This is a genomic window from Pseudoalteromonas luteoviolacea S2607 (genome assembly GCF_001625575.1).
Classification (GTDB): Bacteria; Pseudomonadota; Gammaproteobacteria; order Enterobacterales; family Alteromonadaceae; genus Pseudoalteromonas; species Pseudoalteromonas luteoviolacea_E.
The window spans coordinates 330,689-350,745 of sequence record NZ_AUXV01000072.1 but is presented as its reverse complement, the minus strand read 5'-3'; the positions used below and the strand labels follow the sequence as shown (position 1 = coordinate 350,745).

General features: G+C 40.3%; 20 protein-coding genes and 1 pseudogene. 11 read left to right on the top strand and 10 right to left on the bottom strand.

From position 1 onward, the window contains the following. Positions 1-73: 73 nt before the first annotated feature. Complete coding sequence (locus tag N480_RS23250) at positions 74-1,018, top strand: RDD family protein (protein ID WP_063374810.1); 945 nt, start codon at positions 74-76, stop codon at positions 1,016-1,018. A 220-nt stretch (positions 1,019-1,238) separates the two neighbouring features. After that, positions 1,239-1,664 (top strand): acyl-CoA thioesterase, encoded by a 426-nt coding sequence (locus tag N480_RS23245; protein ID WP_063374809.1) that lies wholly within the window; start codon positions 1,239-1,241, stop codon positions 1,662-1,664. Positions 1,665-1,872: 208 nt separating this feature from the next. Here N480_RS23245 and N480_RS23240 read toward each other — a convergent pair whose 3' ends face one another. Beyond that, the gene (locus N480_RS23240) at positions 1,873-2,472 is read right to left on the bottom strand and encodes a hypothetical protein (protein WP_155732937.1); all 600 of its coding nucleotides are present in this window, start codon (positions 2,470-2,472) and stop codon (positions 1,873-1,875) included. Between the two features lie 391 nt (positions 2,473-2,863). On the opposite strand from N480_RS23240, the gene N480_RS23235 reads away from it, so the two are divergent. Beyond that, a complete protein-coding gene (locus tag N480_RS23235; RefSeq protein ID WP_063374807.1) occupies positions 2,864-3,595 on the top strand; it encodes an AAA family ATPase in 732 nt (243 codons plus the stop codon). A gap of 42 nt (positions 3,596-3,637) precedes the next feature. Beyond that, positions 3,638-4,633, top strand: a complete 996-nt coding sequence (locus tag N480_RS23230) for a fatty acid desaturase (RefSeq protein ID WP_063374806.1) — start codon at positions 3,638-3,640, stop codon at positions 4,631-4,633. A gap of 173 nt (positions 4,634-4,806) precedes the next feature. On the opposite strand, the gene N480_RS23225 is transcribed toward N480_RS23230, so the two are convergent. Both N480_RS23225 and N480_RS23220 read right to left on the bottom strand, forming a co-directional pair. Next, the gene (locus tag N480_RS23225; protein WP_063374805.1) at positions 4,807-5,121 is read right to left on the bottom strand and encodes a hypothetical protein; all 315 of its coding nucleotides are present in this window, start codon (positions 5,119-5,121) and stop codon (positions 4,807-4,809) included. A gap of 329 nt (positions 5,122-5,450) precedes the next feature. Then, on the bottom strand, positions 5,451-6,305 hold the full coding sequence (locus N480_RS23220) for a hypothetical protein (RefSeq protein WP_063374804.1): 855 nt from the start codon (positions 6,303-6,305) through the stop codon (positions 5,451-5,453). A gap of 782 nt (positions 6,306-7,087) precedes the next feature. On the opposite strand from N480_RS23220, the gene N480_RS25515 reads away from it, so the two are divergent. The 3 genes and pseudogenes from N480_RS25515 to N480_RS23205 all read left to right on the top strand — a co-directional run bounded on the left by N480_RS25515 (position 7,088) and on the right by N480_RS23205 (position 9,597). After that, positions 7,088-7,237, top strand: coding sequence for a hypothetical protein (locus N480_RS25515; RefSeq protein ID WP_155732936.1), 150 nt, complete (start codon positions 7,088-7,090; stop codon positions 7,235-7,237). Positions 7,238-7,478: 241 nt separating this feature from the next. Beyond that, positions 7,479-7,737 (top strand): annotated as a pseudogene (locus tag N480_RS23210) (peptidylprolyl isomerase). A gap of 207 nt (positions 7,738-7,944) precedes the next feature. Further along, the gene (locus N480_RS23205) at positions 7,945-9,597 is read left to right on the top strand and encodes a hypothetical protein (protein ID WP_063374802.1); all 1,653 of its coding nucleotides are present in this window, start codon (positions 7,945-7,947) and stop codon (positions 9,595-9,597) included. 48 nt (positions 9,598-9,645) lie between these two features. Here the strand turns inward: N480_RS23205 and N480_RS23200 are convergent, their stop codons facing one another. From N480_RS23200 to N480_RS23190, 3 genes are all read right to left on the bottom strand, one after another. Then, positions 9,646-10,035 (bottom strand): VOC family protein, encoded by a 390-nt coding sequence (locus N480_RS23200; protein WP_063374801.1) that lies wholly within the window; start codon positions 10,033-10,035, stop codon positions 9,646-9,648. A 46-nt stretch (positions 10,036-10,081) separates the two neighbouring features. Beyond that, on the bottom strand, positions 10,082-10,891 hold the full coding sequence (locus N480_RS23195; protein ID WP_063374800.1) for a helix-turn-helix domain-containing protein: 810 nt from the start codon (positions 10,889-10,891) through the stop codon (positions 10,082-10,084). 293 nt (positions 10,892-11,184) lie between these two features. After that, positions 11,185-11,733: a hypothetical protein gene (locus N480_RS23190; protein ID WP_081231972.1), complete on the bottom strand. Its 549-nt coding sequence runs from the start codon at positions 11,731-11,733 to the stop codon at positions 11,185-11,187. Between the two features lie 476 nt (positions 11,734-12,209). On the opposite strand from N480_RS23190, the gene N480_RS23185 reads away from it, so the two are divergent. The 3 genes from N480_RS23185 (at position 12,210) to N480_RS23175 (ending at position 14,929) form a co-directional block, all read left to right on the top strand. Further along, positions 12,210-13,634 carry a linear amide C-N hydrolase gene (locus N480_RS23185; RefSeq protein ID WP_063374799.1) on the top strand — a complete coding sequence of 475 codons (1,425 nt, stop codon included), beginning with the start codon at positions 12,210-12,212 and terminating at the stop codon, positions 13,632-13,634. 213 nt (positions 13,635-13,847) lie between these two features. After that, positions 13,848-14,126, top strand: a complete 279-nt coding sequence (gene ppiC, locus N480_RS23180; protein ID WP_063374798.1) for a peptidylprolyl isomerase PpiC — start codon at positions 13,848-13,850, stop codon at positions 14,124-14,126. A gap of 86 nt (positions 14,127-14,212) precedes the next feature. Continuing rightward, complete coding sequence (locus tag N480_RS23175; protein ID WP_063374797.1) at positions 14,213-14,929, top strand: transposase; 717 nt, start codon at positions 14,213-14,215, stop codon at positions 14,927-14,929. A 17-nt stretch (positions 14,930-14,946) separates the two neighbouring features. Here the strand turns inward: N480_RS23175 and N480_RS23170 are convergent, their stop codons facing one another. From N480_RS23170 to speD, 3 genes are all read right to left on the bottom strand, one after another. Next, positions 14,947-16,728: an ABC transporter ATP-binding protein gene (locus N480_RS23170; protein WP_063374796.1), complete on the bottom strand. Its 1,782-nt coding sequence runs from the start codon at positions 16,726-16,728 to the stop codon at positions 14,947-14,949. A 147-nt stretch (positions 16,729-16,875) separates the two neighbouring features. Further along, on the bottom strand, positions 16,876-17,838 hold the full coding sequence (speE, locus tag N480_RS23165; protein WP_063374795.1) for a polyamine aminopropyltransferase: 963 nt from the start codon (positions 17,836-17,838) through the stop codon (positions 16,876-16,878). A gap of 21 nt (positions 17,839-17,859) precedes the next feature. Further along, a complete protein-coding gene (speD, locus tag N480_RS23160) occupies positions 17,860-18,297 on the bottom strand; it encodes an adenosylmethionine decarboxylase (RefSeq protein ID WP_063374794.1) in 438 nt (145 codons plus the stop codon). Between the two features lie 428 nt (positions 18,298-18,725). On the opposite strand from speD, the gene N480_RS23155 reads away from it, so the two are divergent. Beyond that, on the top strand, positions 18,726-19,025 hold the full coding sequence (locus N480_RS23155; protein WP_063374793.1) for a DUF6172 family protein: 300 nt from the start codon (positions 18,726-18,728) through the stop codon (positions 19,023-19,025). Between the two features lie 84 nt (positions 19,026-19,109). Here N480_RS23155 and N480_RS23150 read toward each other — a convergent pair whose 3' ends face one another. Further along, complete coding sequence (locus tag N480_RS23150) at positions 19,110-19,898, bottom strand: hypothetical protein (protein ID WP_063374792.1); 789 nt, start codon at positions 19,896-19,898, stop codon at positions 19,110-19,112. Positions 19,899-20,057 lie beyond the last annotated feature (159 nt).

The following is a 20,057-nucleotide window of genomic DNA, read 5'->3' as shown; positions in this document are numbered from 1 at the left end:
TTTTAGTCCGCAATTATAGTGCTAGCTGAGCGAGTGTTAGAATACTTTTTATCATTGTAGTTAGGGGAAGATTTTGGAAACAGTTTCAGAGAAATGGGTTTGTGGGTTTTGGAGAAGAATCGGAGCCTTGGCTATTGATACGCTAGTTTTAGGTGTTTTGGGGTATGTATTAGGCTTATTTCTTGAGGATCTCTTTGTCGAGCTTGGAGGGTGGGGCCGGCTAATTGGTTTTGCATTATCAATTACCTATTTTGGTATAATGAATAGCTCCTTATTCAATGGCCAAACAGTTGGTAAAAAATTACTTAATATTAGAGTCGTTGATTCATCCAATTTGACTATCAGTCTACCTAAGTCTTTTTTAAGGTATAGTTTCCTTGCAGTTCCATTTGCACTCAATGGCGCGCAAATTATGAATGAAGCTTTGCTCTCATTCTTAGTCTATCCCTTATCGATGATCCTCTTTGGTTTTTTCTTTTCAATTGTCTATTTGTATATTTTTAACCGCTCAACTCGACAGTCATTGCATGATCTAGCAGTAGGTACATATGTTGTTAATGTAAAAGTTAGTTCTGAAAAGCTCCCCCCTGTGTGGAAAGCACATTTCGCTGTAGTGATATGTTTGTTCATAATAGGGGCCTTGAGTCCAGTATTTACTTCTGACTTAGCTAAATCAGAACCTTTCAAAGGCTTGCTAGTAACTCAGGAAGCCGTAATTAAAAATAAATCGGTGAAGTATGCTGGGGTCACAGAAGGCGTAACCACATTCACCTCATCTGACTCTGTCAGCAAAACCACAACATATGTGAATGTTCAGGCTTTTCTCTATAAAAATAAAGTGGACGATTCTGAAATCGCAAAACAATTAGCTCAAATAGTAGTTGATACTTATCCAGAATCACTCACCAAAAACTTGATTCAAGTAACCCTTACCTATGGCTATGATATTGGGATTACATCAAAGTGGAATCGGCATAATTATCAATTCAACCCAAAAGAATTGAAAATGTCGAAGTAAGAATCAAAGGGGTCAGAGTCATTTGATCCTAACTTTTAATGAGTCTGCAATCTTATAAGAGTTTGGTTGAGGAAAGAGTACTGTGCATTTTTAAAATCATTTACTCTGACCCCATTGATCCCATCCTGCGCAAAAGTACATTTTGCAACTGAACCAACCTTGTAGCTGGTACGATGAGTTGTTACTCTCAAAATAAATAACCACAATTTGAGGCAACATCATGCAGGAGTTTTTCGAAAAGTTTGCAATTAATACAAAAATTAATGTGGTATGGGGCGAAATGGATGCATTGGGGCATGTGAATAACGTGTCGTATTTTCGTTATTTCGAAACCGCTCGGATTGATTTTTTAAAGCAAACCGGCTTACTTTCTATTTTGTCTGAACCCAGCCATAGTCCCGTGCTACGTGATACTTATGCGCAATACAAACGACCAGTGACTTTTCCTGATACTTTGTATATTGGGTCATATATCACTGATATAAAAGAAGACCGCTTCACAATGCGCTACGAGGCGTTTAGCGAATCACAGCAAGCAGTATGCACAACGGGGTATGCTACTGTGGTGATGTTTAATATGAAAACAGGGCAAAAAGCGCCGATCCCAGACAATATGCTCGCCATACTTAAGCGATACGAGATGTAATCAATAGGGTCAGAGTCGTTTGATCTCGCTTTTTATGATTCCTTCGTCTCCGTAATAGCCTGCAAAGCTGTTTGTAGGCAGCGAGCATTACATTTAAAAATCATTGACTCTGACCCCATTGAATTAGCAGGGATGAGAAGGATTTTTAAAGGCCCCTCTCTGGTTTACAAAGGGGCTTGTTTCAGCATTTATTTAAATTTGACTTGTATTATGAGGTTACTTTTTTATTAAATAAGTTACTCTTTTTATTTTGTTTTTGGGTCGTGTTTTGCTCGCCTTTTGAAAATGATTTAGCGAGTATTACTGAAGAAATGATGAGCAAGATAATTTCTTTTGAAAAGGTATTCCAATGAAAAACAGGGTTTTGAAATACGTATTTCTCCATGCTCCAATAAACTACTAACATCACTCCAAAGCCGATTATTGATGAGAGTACCTTCTTTACTACATCTGGAACATCGATTGAGGATAATTTAGCGATCAGGGTAAATATACTGGTTAGCACTAAGAAACCAATATATGAACTCCAATCTAGGCTTTCCTCTTTAACACTGAAGAACATGACAATAAATGCAGCTAAAGCACAGACAGAATAAAAAACTGATAACAGGACTCTCGAGGCTACTTCAACAGCTTTCCAACCAGTAAACTTCATAAAGGCCGACGTTGCAATTGCAAATACAACAAGGCAGCCTGTCGAGATCAACCAACGAGGGCTCCAAAAGTCGGAATAAACTTCTTCACGGATAAATGTATAAATAGTTAAAAAGCTAGCTAATGCAGAGGCTGTGCTCAAAATAAAGGCCATTATGTTATTCATTACTAATCCTTTAACAAGTGATAAACACCATTTTTATTGATGATATAGTTTCATAAAATTAACACTTGTCTGGCTGTTTGTACATCTAAAGTCAAATAAATACAGAGTGCTCTGCTCAGCATTGGGGTTAGAGTTATTTGATGCTGGCCAGCAATGAATTCTCGAAATAGTCTGCAAAGCTGTTTGTGGGCAGCGAGCATTACATTTTAAAAATCATTGACTCTGACCCCATTGATATTCATCTATTGGATATAAAGTTATGGAGACTTGTTTAATAAGGTGATAGCTTACCGAAAAATTTCATTTGTACTCGTTTTTCGCCTAAAAACCTTTGCTTTGGCGGGTCACAGTACTAACAAGTCGCAACAGCAAAGGAAGTATGAGCTTTTCAGATAGACCTTACCTCAGAGAGATTCAATTAAAGCGCGACAAGATAGACAACTTCGAGGTTTATCCTTTTAGTATTCCAGCGATCAACGAGCTAGATTATTTAGAGTTTCATCCCGATGTGACCTTTTTTGTAGGAGAAAATGGGGCGGGCAAGTCAACGCTGGTTGAAGCAATCGCAGTCGCTATGGGGTTTAATGCCGAAGGTGGCACTAAGCAGTCAACGTTTGCTACCAATAAAACCCATTCGCTTCTGCATGAGTACCTCAAGCCAATTAGAAGCTTCAAGCACCCAAGAGATGGCTATTTTTTGCGTGCAGAAAGCTTTTATAATTTAGCGACTCTGATGGATGAGGTTGGATACCTTCAGAGTTATGGAGGGAGATCTTTGCATCAACAGTCACACGGTGAATCATTTATGGCGACGTTGCTGAATAAGCTGCGCGGCGACGGTTTATACATTATGGACGAGCCCGAGGCTGCTTTATCACCTGCACGGCAAATGGCAGCGGTATCTGCAATTCATCAATTGGTACAAGAGAATTCTCAATTTATTATAGCGACTCACTCGCCAATATTATTGGCATATCCAAGGGCAAAAATTTATCAATTCTCGCAGACAGGCATATATGAAGTCGCTTATGAAGACACCGAGCATTACGCAATAACGAAAGATTTTTTGAACCATCATCAGCAAATGATGAAAGTACTCATGGAAGAGTAATTCCGGTATGATATTGGCATTAATCGGACAGCAAAACCATGAATGTCAAAATTAACCGCGAAGCAGAACATCAAAGCCATAGTGACTGCAATTAACGCTGAAGAGGCTTCACTTAGAGCGCGTTACCCTATTCTTAGTCAGCAAAACAGCATTGCCATGGTGATTTTGCTGTTGTCATTATGTTCATTTATTGGTGTTACAACGCTCTACTATTTTGCCTTGATGCCTGCGTGGCTGTGTATTATTTTGACAGCCTTTATTACTTCCATTGCTCATGAACTTGAGCATGACCTACTCCATAAGCAGTATTTTAGTAAACGTCCGTTTATACATCATTTTATGATGTTAATTGTGTGGCTGATGCGGCCAAATACGGTGAACCCTTGGTACCGCAAAAAAATTCATCTACACCATCATAAAGTGTCTGGTACTTCTCAAGACCTAGAAGAGCGTTTAGTGGGCAACGGGATTCAATCGCCTTTTTTGAGAGCATTGGTGATTGCAGATGGGTTGCTTGGTTTAGTAATCAATGCAAAGCGTTTTAGTAAAGAGATCCGTGGTTTTAAGTTTTTACAGGTATTCAATGCAGGCGCGCCGCTTGCGACGGCTTACTTTGCGATTTTATATGGTGTGATTGTCTACTATGCGCTGCAATTTGTTCAGCCATTTGAATTGCCTAGCTGGGGAGCTGAGTTACTTGCGGTTGCTGAGTTCTTGATGGTAGTGCTGATTTTGCCAAATGTTGTCCGCTCGTTTTCGCTTAATTTGGTGACCTCTTCAATGCATTATTATGGCGGTGTGAATAATGTGTTGGAGCAAACACATGTGATCACCAGTCGCTGGTTTTTACCCTTTCAATTATTTTGTTTTGACTTCGGCCGTACGCACACCATTCATCATTTCGTGCCTAATCAGCCCTTTTATATTCGACAAATGATTAGTAAAAAAATACGGCCAATTATGGCTCTGCACGGTGTACGATTTGACGATTTGCAAAGCTTAAAGCATGCAAATCAGTACCGAGAAAAGCGCAGGTAGGCTGCTTTTTGTAGCCATGGGGTCAATCAATGGGGTCAGAGTCATTGATCCTTTTCAAAAATACTTAGCTTTAATTGATTATTAAAAAGCCAAAGAGAGTGTGAGGTTACAGTCTGAATGAGGTCAGTTCTCTAAAGCTGTCTAAGCAATCAACGACTCTGACCCCATTAAAATTAATGCACGGTTATTGGGTGATCATTCACCACCAAAGACTGGCCATTTTTCTGGGCGCGAAGAAAGCTCGATACGAGAACATCGTTGGACAAGGTATTGATATCGTCGACCTCTTCGACCATACAAAACATAATGGACTCCCAACCTAAGTCTTTAATAAACGTCTTAAGTTGGTTGATATTATCTTGATAGTTTTCATCGGTTGTTAATAGGCCGATAGAGTGCTTATTGCCGTGTTTGTACTTTCCTTTTTGAGTGGCCGAGCATTTTGCATACCCGCTTAACACATACACTGTACTTTCGCTTTTATTCATAATGATGACATTACCCAATTGAATTTGGGTTCTCTAATGCATTTTTCAAACCAAACTTATCAGTATCTCGATATTGCATGTCTAAGCCTTGAAAGTATTGAGGAAAATTATCTCTTACCTATATCAGAGAACCATGCCTCATAAAGGTGTCAATTTTTTGCAAAACAGAGGGGGAAAGGGGGCAGAGTAATTTGATTTCACACAAAAATACTCAGCTCAAGTTAATGGGCATAAAATTAAAGTGTCGATACGACATGACTTATTACGCTCAGAAATGCTAAACGCGTAACTCTTTAATCGGGCTTATCTCATTTGACGCCAAAGTTAGGTTAATTGCCAAGCGTTATCCAGAGGTCTTTATTATTTGTGGGGGTTGATTGCGACAAAAATGGATTGTTTATCGTTAATATCGTTTTATTTTGCCATTGGCTGAGAGGAAATAGGTGTTTAGTGGCTGAATGGGTTTTCATATAGTGATCAAAACTCCCATCTTCTAGCGCACGGGTTAACCCTAATTTAAGGTCATTAATGAGCTGTTTGTTGTCTTTGTGTGTAAAAAAGTACATCGGGAAGCGATAGTGTAGTATCAAATCATCGTAAACCATTAAATCGGGCATGATTTTATTGCGACTTACCACTTCAGAAAATGCCTCGTTTATACCTCTTGGAAATGCTTTACACCTTCCGGCATACACTTGTTTAAACATGTTTTCGTAAATGACATTTGTAGTAACACTAAGGCCTGCCGCTAACATAATATCGGTATCTGGCCAGTGTTGCCCTTGGCACAGTGAAATATTTTTAAGCGATTCTATGGACTTAATTTCAGAGAAGAACGGCGCATTGTCTTTGTGAATCGTAAAAACGCGATACCCAAGCAACCCCTTGTTAAGTGGAATGCGCACGACGCCCAACTCAGATTCTCTCTGATGATTAGTGCCAGCCCAATATAAGTCAATTAAGCGCCCTGACTTTAATTCAGAGAGTGCACGGTCTTGCACCATGTAAGGAGAAAACTGAATTCGAATTGGTTTATTTAGCTTTTCAAATGCGAGCTCGATAAGACCGACGTAGTAGTTGTGAGTGCTATCATGTTCAGATTGGCTACCGCGCACGCGAATAGTCTCACTTGCAATAGAAGTGTAGCTTAATAGCAATAGCCAAATAAGAATGACTTTGTTCATTGGCTTCTCTTAATTACTTTTTACTTATACTAGCGTAGTGCATATTTTTAACTTTCGTGACGTTTGTCTGCAAATCAATGGGGTCAGAGTCGTTGATTCTATGAAATAGAAAAACTTGCTCATATATCTATAAGTTACACTTTACGAGCAGGCTTAGATTAAGTTTGAGGTGCTCATTTTGACTTGGCTGAAGTAATGCAATGAGGCGTCGTTATATTTCTTCACTGGGATGTGGGCTACTTTTTTTGGGCTTTCCAAGTTCCACCGTATCGATATGATTGCGCATAATGCTTTTTGATAATAAGTAAACAGCGGCCACAATCAAACTGCCATTGGGTGATTGTGTTATGGCGACAGCGATACATAACTGCTTTACTTTGTTTGCATTGTGCACAGAGTTTATGGCGTATTCATATAATATCTCACTTATTGATTATATTGAAAAAACACACTTAAATTACATTCATTTAGTTTTTCTAAGTTGGTAACTAAGTGTTCAGAACAGTGCCTATAAATACGAAGTTAATTGTAGTTCGAACAGTGTCGCTCATTTAATGCATTTAATTATATTAAAAATGATTAATGCTATAAAAATCAATATATAAGAAAGTCCGTAACCTCGAATGGCTCTTGCTAATTTAAACTAGAAAAAATACTTAATGACTCTGACTACTTTAAAATTTAGATAAAAATAAGGTGAGGAAAAAGTTTTATTTTTGTGTTGATCAAAAAGTGTGCTGGTGTTAGTGTTTTGTAAAATAAAAACAGAAAAGGAAATTAAAATGAAACTAAAACTAAAAAGTAAACCAATTAAAAACCTTTCGAAGGGTAAAAGTGCGTTACAGGCTGATGTTACACCTCAAGTAGGCGGTGGATATACTATCGATCATACTAGATTAGCTAGCTGTTGGGTTTGTCATATTACTAAGTAGTCGCGGAATATCGCCACTAGTCAAAGGGATCAGAGTTGCTGATCCCTAAATAAAATACCTACGAAATAGATAAGTAACTAGAGATTTTCACTTTGTAGGTTTCAATTTATGCTTTGCTGTTAGTAAAGCGATTTTTACTTCAACTCTTCAACTTCTTAATAAGATAGCAGCGTGATTTGGTTCTAAGCTACATGTGTCTTTGCTCAGTTTATTTAGATTTAGACAGTGCGCATTGTGTCATATGGCTAGTACAGCACACGTTTTACACATATTGGTAAAACACAAGGAGCAAGTGGAAGATATTCTTAAGCAGTTAAAGAAAGATGTTAAGTTTCAAACTTTAGTTAAAAACGCTCAAAGAGTGGGATTTGGGAGAGTTTAGACGCGACACGATGCTTCCTCAATTTGATAAAGTTTGCTTTTCTTATGAAGTATTCACACCACAGCTAGTCAAAACAAAATTTGGCTGGCACATCATCAAAGTATTGTACCGCTTATAAAATATCAATAAGGTCAGAGTTGTTTGATCTCACCTAAAAGGTCTCCAGCCTGATTAGAAGTCAAAGAATGATCCGCGCTCTCAAATGCAGCCAGCTCATATACTCATCCGCATGTTTTTAACGCCTTATTACATAAAACTCCCCGAGCTCATTATCGGGCTGTGCCTTAAGGTGTGCGTCTAAAGCGCAATTTACAGGATCACAACTATGGCACTAGAAGACTTATTGGTTCGCTGGTATGACGCAAATGGCAAAGCGGCGGCTACGGTAGCAGACATGGATAAAGAAGAGCTGGTTATCGGCCCATTTAAGCTTTGGTTGTTAAAAGACATGGCGGTCACTTTATCTGGGCGAAGACATTTTTTTGCATTCCACGTCAGTGACACCAACGTACTCTCAAGCAGATACTTTTGGGAATCGAGCAGCGAAGGCTGTTGGCGAGCGGGTACTGGTCACGATGACAATGGTCGATTTAAAAAGGGTCGTGAGAGGGACTTTGGAGGTTACATTTTCGAAACGCAATTACACCACCTACTCGAAGCCAAGCTCAATAGCAGTTTTGTTGAAAAGAGTCAGGCTGGCGACCTGTTCAGTGTCGTCAAAAAAATCGGTGATGCGCCTAAAAAGAGTTTAGTTGAGGCTTATCTAAAAGACGGTATTTTTAATATCTACACTCCTTTGATCAGTTATGAAAAAGCCCTGACCAATGTATTAGCGGGCAGACTCGACAGTATTGACGAAGACTTCGTTAAAGGCCAAATCGGCGCGACCGATTTACAGCAGGAGATTGAATCTGCAACGACCCCGACCAAGCGTAAACGGCTCAAGCAAGATGATACTTTTTGGCGCGGCCTTAATGACTGTTTGACCCATAAGGTTGCTAATGGTGACTACCACTACAATTTAAGCACTCTGGACGATAAACGCGTTAATATAGAAACCTATCAATATCGCGGCGACAAAAATGTCGACATTGAGATTGCTTATACTCAGGACAATTTTCAGTTATCGTTCAAGAGCAAAGATTTAAGGGTTGAAGACACCATCAATACGCGTATTTGCTGGGTTAAATCTGTACGTATTGCAGATGCCGCGCTAACCAGTTTCGGCAACTATGCCAAGTTTCCGATGGATCTTTGCTTTTTACCGCAAAAAGCCATGGATTATAACGAACAGGTGGGTCTGACTTCGAAGAATCGCCAGGGGTTAAATTATGGCTCAGGCGGCCAATACACCTGCCTAGCTTTGTACGATGAAAAGTATTGCCCGCTCATACAGCAATTCAAACGCGAAAATAATTTTTCATTGTTCACTCAAAAAGCGCTCTTGCCCGTGGTCAAGACTTATGCCGATGCCTTAACCGCCAGTTTTGACCCCGCAAAAATCACCCAACTAAAAGAGGCCATCGCCCATGGTTGCGACGCTTACGTAGTAAAAAACGGTGAGATTAAGGGGTCAATAATACATCGTCATGGTAAAACAGGTGTAAACAGGGCTAACGCCTTTAAAGACAAAATTAAGGGCTGCGTTACTTTGCCTGATATCACATCGGCCATTGACCAACTATTTCGCCTTAATCAAGTCGATGGGAACAACCAAGGCGGTAGTATCAATCATAACCCCAGTTCGCTGATTACCTACATCTACAAGGATATATTCCCATTACTCGAAACGGCTGGTCTACAGTTGAATGACCCGAGCAACTCGGTGATTAAAAAGGTGCTGATCAAGCATTTTACTGGCAGTGCTAATTGTTTGGTGCGATTGGGCGTTATTGTCGCACTTTACAAATATACCGCAGACACTGCCACCCAGACTGATTTGGGCGTGATCCTCAATGCAATAAAAGGTTCTCTTTGATATATCATTGATTTAAGTACGAAGGCCATGGTGGCCTTCACGCTTAAACTAAACTTGAAAGTGCTCAACCACGTCGATTTTAAATCCGGCAGGGTCTTGTAAAATAAAGTGTCTTTGCCCCCATTGCTCCTCTTTATAGTGCATCGCTATGTCTAATTCTTGTGCTTGTGCATAGGTATAAGCTGCTCGAGCATCATCCACTTCTAGCGAAATTACATATCCATCTTGTTCCATTTTGGGATGCAGAAAATCTGGTTGAGAAGGGTGGTTTGGATGCAAGAATCCCAATTGAACACCAGAGCTTGGCTGCACTAAATGTAAGTAAAAGTCCTCTTGATAAAAAACGGCAGTAAACCCAAAAAGGGTATGGTAATAGTCTTTTATAATTTGGAGGTGTGGTGTGACCATCATCGGAAACATGGCTTGTACTTTAATCATATTTATACCTTTTTAACTTGATTATGTTGATGTCACATATACTGCGTTATTCAGTTTTGCTTTTATTGTATAAAACGGACAAGTTTTGAAATTTTCTGGGGGTAACACCGGCAAAGCGCTTAAAGTGCTTAATAAAATGCGCTTGATCATAGTAGCTATCTTGCCAAGCGTGCGTTTCAGGTGTGTTTATCAAAGCTTTTAATGAATGTTGAAAGCGTAATACTTGCGTAAAGTCTTTGGGGGAAAGGCCTAGGTGGGCATGAGTTAAGCGACGTAATTGGCGCGCAGAGAGACCAAACTCGCTGCATTGTTTGTCTGATAAAGGCATATGGGTATTTAGGTGCGCTTGGCTGTACCGAATAAAGTTTATCAGTCTTGGGTCTAATTGAGGTAGGTTCACTTCTTTTAATAACAATTGAGATAACGCTTTGCAGCGAGATGAAAAGTCTAAGCTGGACTGTAAAATTTCATAGGTATTTTCAATTAAATCAAATGGAAACAAACTTGCGGCATCAACAGCGCCATAGCTTGCCCAGTCACCCAAAGGGGCCTTGCACAAACTTGTGTGCCCAAGCAAGTTAAAGCGAATACCAAAAAACTGTGCGGGTCCCTCAAACTCGAAGGTATTGGCACAGGTAAAAGGAGCGATAAGCATATTATCATCAAAACAATTGAGATTAATTATCCAATCAACACAGTTGTCCGGAACACTGTGGTATGCAAATTGACCTAATGGGGTATGTATTTGCCAAAATAGATTCACCCAACGACAAAGGGGGGTTGGAGCGTGCAATGTTTGGTACTGCTCTGCAATCGCTACTTTACCTTGAACGGGATGATAGTTAAGTCGAAGCATATGGTCTTAAGTATGACATTGGTTGATAAGTAATATTGGTTCGCACGCCAAGGGAGTTAAACAATTGATACTATATAACACAAGACTACACGATTTTTGAATCAATGGGGTCAGAGTCATTGATCAATTCTTAAAATTCCTTGTTGTGACAAACACATGTCTAGCTAAAGAATAAGTGATACTTGAATTGAACTATGGCGAGTATGCCTAAACGTATATAGAGCAGGTAAATATTCAAATGTATTGCTTTGTTGGTAAAACCAACAAAGCAATATGCAGTTTATCTAGCGTCTTTATTCAGCTGCTGTTTTTGCTGTTTTGAAGTGAGTGATGAGTGGCTTGATACAAAAGTGTGCAAAAAAAGATACCGCTACAAATAGCACTACGCCCACAAATGGGATCATAGGACCTGTAAAATAGGCCCCGCCTAATATGTAACCGACAATGGCTTCAATTCTGTACAGGGGTAAAAAGAGTGCAATAAATACCAGGAACATTAATATCGATACTGCGATTGTAGAATAGCCTAGGGTAAAAATAGTTGATTGAATGAGACTAATAAGTAACATGCCTAAAAAACTAAAGCTGGCCATTTTATTAAACTCAGTGCGAGCCTGCCCACTTTTTAAATGCCGACCTCTTTGTTCAAGGCTGTAAGCGGTGACCCATACCAAGCTGGGTAATATAACAAGCCCCCACCAATTTGACAAACCAGGCATATTCTCTCGCGCTAAAAAGTGATGAGTAACAACACCACCATGCAAGCTTTCCCAAATTAGTAGAGTGATCTGACAAACGATAACCACCATCAAGAGGTAATTTCTTGTTCTTTTTATATCCATAATACAGTTCCTTATTTTGTACAGTAAGTGCATAGTCATACAGAGCAATAAGCACACCAAATATAAAGTATTGTATTTTCAGTAGGTTGTTATTTTAAAAGGGATGCATTTTTTCTCAGCTACCAATTGTTAGTGATTTTAATGAATAAGTGGCGAGAACCAGTAAAAACTGACTCAGTGGCGTCGGCTCAGTTGCAGTAGAAAACGACGCGCGCAAATCATATTTGTTTATGGGTACTACCCTGTTTAATCAGACCTCAAAATAGCTCATTTCACTGTATGTACTTTGTCCACTCATACCCCAACTTCAAGACCGCTTTTCTAGGCGAGCTTTGCTTCTAGCGGGCGAGCGCAGCAGCCTACGTAATAATCTGTAATGGTGATTAATATAGAGAATGCTAGTTTGGTTATTGTTCGTGAATGCAGTATTCACTAATTAGATATGATTTTTACTGAATCTAGAAAGGAATTAAAAAATGTGCACCGACTTTTCAATCAAAGCTCTAACATTGAATCCAGATAAAAGTATTCCTGTAATAGGCCGCTCTATGGAGTTAGGTCCTAATTTAAAATCACAGATATTTTTTCGATCTCAAAATTTTGAATATACGCAGCTAGCAGGGCACTCATTGGATATATTGGCTGAGGATAAGACCAGAGAGCATTTTATCCTTCGTCCGGATATTAATAAAATCACCCCGTTACTGTTAACTTGGAAAGGGAAGTATGACTTTATAGCTCTAAATGGTTTTGCGACTGAAATTAGTGACGTACTTGATTTAAAGAGCGATATAAACGCAAATATTGCGACCAATGGAATGAATAGCGAAGGCCTGACAACAGGGACAATGGTGTTAGCACAATCAAAATACCAAGACCCTCTCGACGAGCACAATAAGCCCATTGCATTAAAAGGTGTGATCTATTATCCGAGTCTAACAACGTGGATTTTGTCTAACTGTGCAACCTGCCAAGATGTAATTGATGGCTTGCAATATGGGCAACTTAAAGTCAATAAACATGGTTCTAAGCTAAAAGAGAGCAAAGTTGCCAAGAAAGACAAAATAGTGGTTGCCAACCCTTTCATACCAAGCTCGGTACCTAGTGCTATGAATTTTCATTTCCCTGTTCATGATGCACTTGGAAACAGCATTGTATTGGAATATGTAGATGGGCAATTACAAATCACGGATCTAAACCCGATTGGTGTGTTAACTAATGATCCTTTAATTAGTTGGCAGCAAGAAAATGTGATCAACAATTATGTGAATGTGGTGCCATTTAACTTCCAAAATGATGATGGATACCCAGATGTTCCGAATGTTGATGTCGCTCATCGCACAGCGTATAAATTTCATTGTTTTTCTCATGCCCAAGGCACCGGGTTTTCGGGTTTACCTGGGAGCTCAACGCCTGTAGACCGCTTTGTTCGAGCTGCAATGATGAGTAATTTCTCATTCCCTGTTTTTCAACTTTTGGAACCGGGAGAGGTGGAGAGTGTTAAGCTATTCAAGAAAAATGCCAGTGACTATGCAAAAGTTTACAATGAAAGGCTACCGATAGAAGCCGATATTGAAGTTGGTATTGCTGATGCAACCACATTGGCATTTCATATACTGAATACGGTTGATATCCCATTGGGAACCAGTCGCGATTCACAAGGAAGAAAAGTACACGATTATACTCAATGGGCAACCGTCGCTGATTTAGTCAACAAAACATTTTCGGTTCGAATGTACCAATCAACACAGGTTTTTGAATTCAAATTAGAAAATATTGATTTTGAAGGTTTGGAATCTCACGTACATTCGCTTGATGTAACGATTAAGTCTGTAGACTTAACTGATGTAGTTAATCAACACTCTTCGTTTGTAAAGCAGTCACAGCAGCAGACCGTTTAATCGAACTTAAATCAATGGGGTCAGAGTCAATGGTTTCTATCGAATTACATGTTAGACCTGGCCTTTTATATCTTCTGTGATTGTTCACAAAGTCACACTTAGCTTTTATCCATATTACTTGTAATTAGTGCCTAGCACTCATCATTCACGGCGTTTTGGTGTATTATTGCTGTCATAAAAAGTGCAATAATTTGAAAGTGAGCATTGAGTGATATGGCCAGTACAGCACATGCCTTACACATATTGGTAAAACATAAAGAGCAAGCAGAAGATATTCTTCAGCAATTAAAAAAAGGGGCTAAGTTTCAAACACTAGCAAAAAAACATTCGACCTGTCCATCTGGTAAAAAAGGGGGGGATTTAGGTGAATTTAGGCGCGGTACCATGGTCCCTCAATTTGATAAAGTCTGCTTCTCTTGTGAAGTGCTCACGCCGCAGCTAGTTAAAACGAAATTTGGCTGGCACATCATTAAAGTCTTGTACCGCACGTAAAATATCAATGGGGTCAGAGTCATTGATCCCAATGTAAAATACTCAGCTATAGTTAACAGACTAAACACTAAAGGATTAGTGATACTATGGCTAGACTGCCCAGATTAAACTTACCCAATATTCCTCAACATGTTGTTCAGCGTGGTAACAATAGGCAAGTGACTTTTGTCGAAAATATCGATTACGCTGTTTATTTAGATAAGTTAAAACAGTATGCGCATGAATACGATGTGCAAATACATGCATACGTTTTAATGACAAATCATGTGCATTTACTGCTTACACCAACCACCGCCAATGGGGTAAGTAAGCTTATGCAGTCACTAGGGCGTTACTATGTAGGTTACTTTAACCGTGCTTATCAAAGGACTGGTACTCTCTGGGAAGGGCGTTATAAGTCAACCTTGGTGGAGACTGACAATTACTTTTTGCTAGTCAGCCGCTACATCGAGCTTAACCCTGTGCGTGCTAATATGGTGTCTCGCCCAGCGGACTATACTTGGTCGAGTTACCAGCATAATGCGGTGGGCAAACGGGTTGAGTTAATTACAGAGCATGCGCTGTACAGGGCGCTTGGCGTAACTGATCAAAATAGACAAGCGTGTTATCGCGCCTTATTTGAAAAACAAATACCCGCAAAAACGTTGGCGGATATACAGAGTGCTACCAACAAAATGTGGGTACTTGGCAGTGATAGGTTTAAACAGCAAGTTGAGGCTTTGGCGGGCAGAAGAGCCACGCCATTACCACGAGGAGGGGATCGTAAGTCAACAACATATAAAAAACAAAGCAGCAATCAATGACTCTGACCCCATTGATTTTAAAGTATGTCTGCGGGCTTCCCTTCTCTAGCTATTTTGCCATCTTTAATCTCAATGATGCGGTCCATCATGGTAAGTACATCATAAGAATGCGCAATAGAAATGACGGTTTTACCTTTCATAAGCGTTTTGAGGGTGGCAATAAACTGTGCTTTTAAGTCGGGGTCTAGGGCGCTAGTTGCTTCGTCCAGCAAGAGTATTTTTTTATCTCTTAATATGGCTCTAGCCAATGCTAGGCGCTGGCGTTGGCCTCCAGATAACTGTCCACCATTTTCACCGATAAATGCACATAAACCTTGGCGACCTCGGGTATCTTCGTAGCTTTGCACAAACTCTAGTGCATTGGCTTTTTCGAGTGCTTGCCTCACGGATTCTCTGCTTACATTGTTCAAACCAAATGCGATATTCTCAAAAATACTTTGATTGAATAGACCAATATCCTGATTTAAAAAGCTTAGCTCGCTACAAACGCTATCGGTTGAAAAATCTTCGATATTTTTGCCATCTACATAAATTGCACCCTCTTCAATCTCGTCAATACCTGAGAGCATATTGAGTATTGAAGATTTGCCTGCCCCAGACGGGCCTATGATCCCGACTTTTTCTCCCGCTTTTATTTTTAGAGATAAACCGGTAAAGAGAGGCGCTTTGTTTTCATATGCAAACACAACATTTTTGAAGGTAATTTTACCTCTAGTTACGTTGAATTTACCCTCTTCTTCAAAAGGCTCGACGTCTTCAAGAAACTCGTTAATTACCTCTCTACCGACAGTGACTTGACCCCAAGAAACAAAAAAAGCGTCAAACTCATCTTGGCACCATTCCGACAATGAGATGACCCGATAAACTAAGGCTAAAACCATTGAGAATTCGCCAATGGAAATGCTGTTATCAATCCATAATTTCAAACATAAAGCACCTGTACCAACAACTAAAATGCCATTGAGCAATCCTGTCATAGATGCAAAGTTCGAGAAGACACGATATTCTTTCGCGACAACTCGGCGATGCCTTGTCGCCCATTTTTCTACGAACTTTTGTTCGTATTCTTTATTCGATAGCATTTTTACTGTGCGAATACGCGCAAAGCGCTCTGTGAATTTGCCAGTGATCTCAGCGCAGCTTTCTGCTTCTAGTCGATTAGTGACTTTGGCTTTGGGTATCCATTGCCAAATGAGTAAGGCTAAAAATACGCTGGTCCAAATTAAAAAAGGTAAAATAAGCCAACCGTCAATATTACCAACATAAAATAGCAGCGCGCCCAAGAAGGCGAGTAAGAAGCCCGCAAATCCACAAAACTGCAAGACCACATCGATGATGGCTTCAGATGTATCTACAATCACAATGGCTGTTGAGCCAGGGTCATCCTCTTCGTGGTAGCTTGCGGGTGAGCCTATCAATGTACGATACAGTTTTATGATGGTGTTTTTTTGAAGGTTAGGCCCCAATAACTGATGAAAAACGAGGTTTTTACCTAGGGTAATTGTGGGAATAACAATCGCAATGGCAATTGCGATGATGGCTAAATCAACTCCTTTTTCGTTCAACTGGGCACGATCGCCAGAGGTGTCCAGCCAATCAACTAACTCTCCTAAAAAGTCGAAGGTAACAATCTGCAAAACGCCGCCTAACAACGCAATGATAAACGCAAGCGCTATCCAGCTTGAAAACTCCTTTGAGCACTGGCGAATAAAAGGTAGGTTGTGGTGGGCTTCATTTAACTGACTGTCAAAAGTGTCTTTGTGACCTAATCTTTCAAAGAGTTTAAATAATGATTTCATCGCATTATATCGCATCTGGATGTATGGGGCCTGACTCAGATGGGGCCTGAGTTCGGTATAAATAAGCCACTGATTAGGGCGTGACTCCTCATATCAGTGGCTTGTTCTTCAATGTTAATGTGCGTTTAGGGCAAGTTGGGTAATTAACTAGTCTTCGTCTTCACTTTCATTAGATGTTTCTGGGGTGTAATCGTCCCAATCTCCTGCTTCTGGCATTGATAGCTCATCCACGTTTTCACAATTGATTGCTTGATTCACATAGTCTCGCATGTCTTTCGATAAAAAGAAGGAACCAAAATGCGCTTCTGGTGAGTAATACTTAGTTTGAATATCTGCTTTAGCAAAACGCGATTCAAGCTCTTCAATCGACAGGGTGTTGATACTGCCATTTCTCGTCGCCCAAATAAACGCGTGTGAGCCGCCAAAGTAGTCGTAGCAACCACCCAAGTAGATACCGGCAGGGTTATTAAATGCCTGAGTCAATCGGGAAACCATAGACTGCATCATATAAGGTTCAAAGTAAGGGGTACCACCTTGTGCGACCAAAATACCATCAGCTTTGAGGGCTTTTAAGCAATTTCCGAAAAATGACTGGGTAAAAAGTGTTTCTGATGCACCTCCATCTGGATCGGCTGCATCTAGAATGATCAGATCAAAACAATCTTGGTATTGAGAGATAATATCTGCACCGTCGCCAATACGAAGCACAAACCTTGGGTCATCAAATGCGCCATTGTTGATTTCTGGCAAATACTTACGGCTTAATTGGACGATTTGTTCGTCAATATCCACCATAACCACATTCTCTACGCTGTGGTGTTTTAAAACTTCGCGCGCACTACCACCGTCACCACCGCCAACGATAAGTACGTTTTTTACGCGATTATGAACAAGAATAGGAACGTGAGCCATCATTTCATGATAAATGTGTTCGCCTTTTGTGGTGACTTGAATACCGTCATCGATGCGCATGACTTTGCCAAGGTGGCGGGTTTCAAAAATGCTAACGTCTTGAAATGCAGTTTCCACATCGACTAAGTCTTGTTCTGAACGAAGTGCAATGTGAACGCCACTTGTCATTTGCTCATAATGCCATTTTATATTTGTCATTTGCGTTATTACTCCGTTTTGTTATGCGGTTTTGAGGGTTGTTTTTAACTGGTTGTGTAAAAGAGGTTGGAACTCTCCAAAGCGAGTGACAGTGCCTCCCCTTGTGAGGGTATTAACCACCATCTTGCCCGGCTGGAAGTAGCGTTCGATGATCGGTAGACACAACTCTGGTTGTGCGTCACCACACATAAAAATGTCCATGGCAGCAAAGTTAAACTCAGGCCAAGTGTGAATCGAAATATGGCTCTCAGCTAGAATAATCATGCCCGATACACCGCCATTTGTTTCGAAGGGGTGTAAATGGGTATTCAAGATCGTGGCGTTTGCAGCATGGGCACACTCAACCATCATGTCTTCTATACGCTTCTCACCGACTAAGTTTGAAGCATCGAATATATCGACGATTATATGTTGACCCAAAGGGTGAACTGACTGTGGCTCTGAAGAGGGTATATTCATTCTTTTACTCAGTTTTTGTTGAAACGGCGCTCCGGGGCATCGTCTTTTTCAATACTTTTGAGGCGATGTAGACAAACACCTAGCGGCCCAATACAGACGCATTTGAGCACTGAATTGTGCAACGATTGTGGAATCCGAGATCAATGGGGTCAGAGTCGTTGATTTTGACACTGTTATCTTGTTTATTTGTTAAAGGTGTTAAAAGCAGGCATCTACGAGCGTTCAACATGGCCGCCGTCGCCATATAAGATTTAAGCGGCTACAGTTATTTTCTTGTCTTTGTTGATGCTGAGTATCCTATTTTAACGTAAACTAACTAGGTTATATTTCTATATCTATGTGCGTTCGAAGTTCGTACCCTATAGATACACACCTTTTACTCAGCCAGCCAGTGATAGGCTCGAGTATTCCTTGTTTTGAAGGCAACTATGAAAAAAACATTTGAGTTAACTCACCCAAAAATTAAATTAGCCAGGCGTGTTGACGCGGTTAAATATGAAATTAAAAAATATCTGAAGCGCGAGCGTAATAAAACTCTACCTGCAGGTGTTGATTTTTGGGACTTTGACTGTAAGTTCGGTAAAACTGAAGCAGAAGCTCAACCAGTGCATGTATCGCAAATTAATAAGCTAATAGATCAGACACAGCTTGAAAATCTTACATCATTTTATGTTGAGATATTGGCGAAAGCTGGTTACAGACAGACGCGTTTGGATGACGAAGAGTAAAAACAATTAAAGGGGTTAGAGTCGTTGAGTTTGATCTTTTAAATTCAAAGAATCAATGACTCTGACCCCATTGATTTAGGTTTGTTAATTGACCGCTTTTGGTGCCTTTGATGCAGTTGCCAGTCTCGTTTCAAGACGTTCTAATTGCTCTGCTAACGCGTTTTGTGTGATTTCAAGTTGCGCAAGCGTGCCACCAATTTCTACCTGTTTGGCATCTCTGCCACGTGATTGAGATTTCAATTGATCTAGGTCGGTGTTTATCGAGGATAACTGCTTTTTTAATGCCTGTGCCGCCTGCTGTTGTTCTTCTAATATCGATAATTTAAAGGCTAAATCGGTTTGGCTTTGTGAGAGTGTCGCTACTTTTGTTGCGACACCTGATTGGGTGTTAGCCTGCTCGCTTTGATTTTTTGCAATGCTGCTAGTTTGCTCTTTTAACTTTTTGATTTCAGATTGGTTTCTTCGCCAAGCCGACGCCCAAAGTTTATCCATTTGTGACCAAAGCTCATCGGTGCGTTCGCTCAAAGCTGCTAACTTTGCCTGTATCGCTCCTGCCGATGCGCCCATTTCTTCGCCTGTTGCAGACAGCGTGCGTTCCAGCTCTGCAATACGCTTGGTTGACTCGAACAATTGAGCCTGTGTGGTTTGGTTTTGTTGGTAAAGTCCATATGACCCGGCAGCCAATGCAATAATTGAGATTGCACCTAACCAACTCATTGCGCCCGCTTTTTTTACCGGAGCCGTTTGTTGTTCGGGGCCTTCGCTAGAAGAAGAAGGTTGACTATTAGAAGGGTTGAGGGACTGTTTATAGGTTTCAACCTGATCTAAGTCGGGCGTAATACTGGGTAATTCAGGTTCAATTCTTTTATCCAACGCACTTTCCTCGCTTGGGTTTATATGGAATGGGGCAGCTTACTTGAAATCTGTCGTAGATGGAATCCACAAATGACTTGAGTTAGTGTCGCTATGTACATTGAACACGCGCTTAATTTTATTGATTTATCCGCTATTGGCCTGATTTGTCAGAAAAGT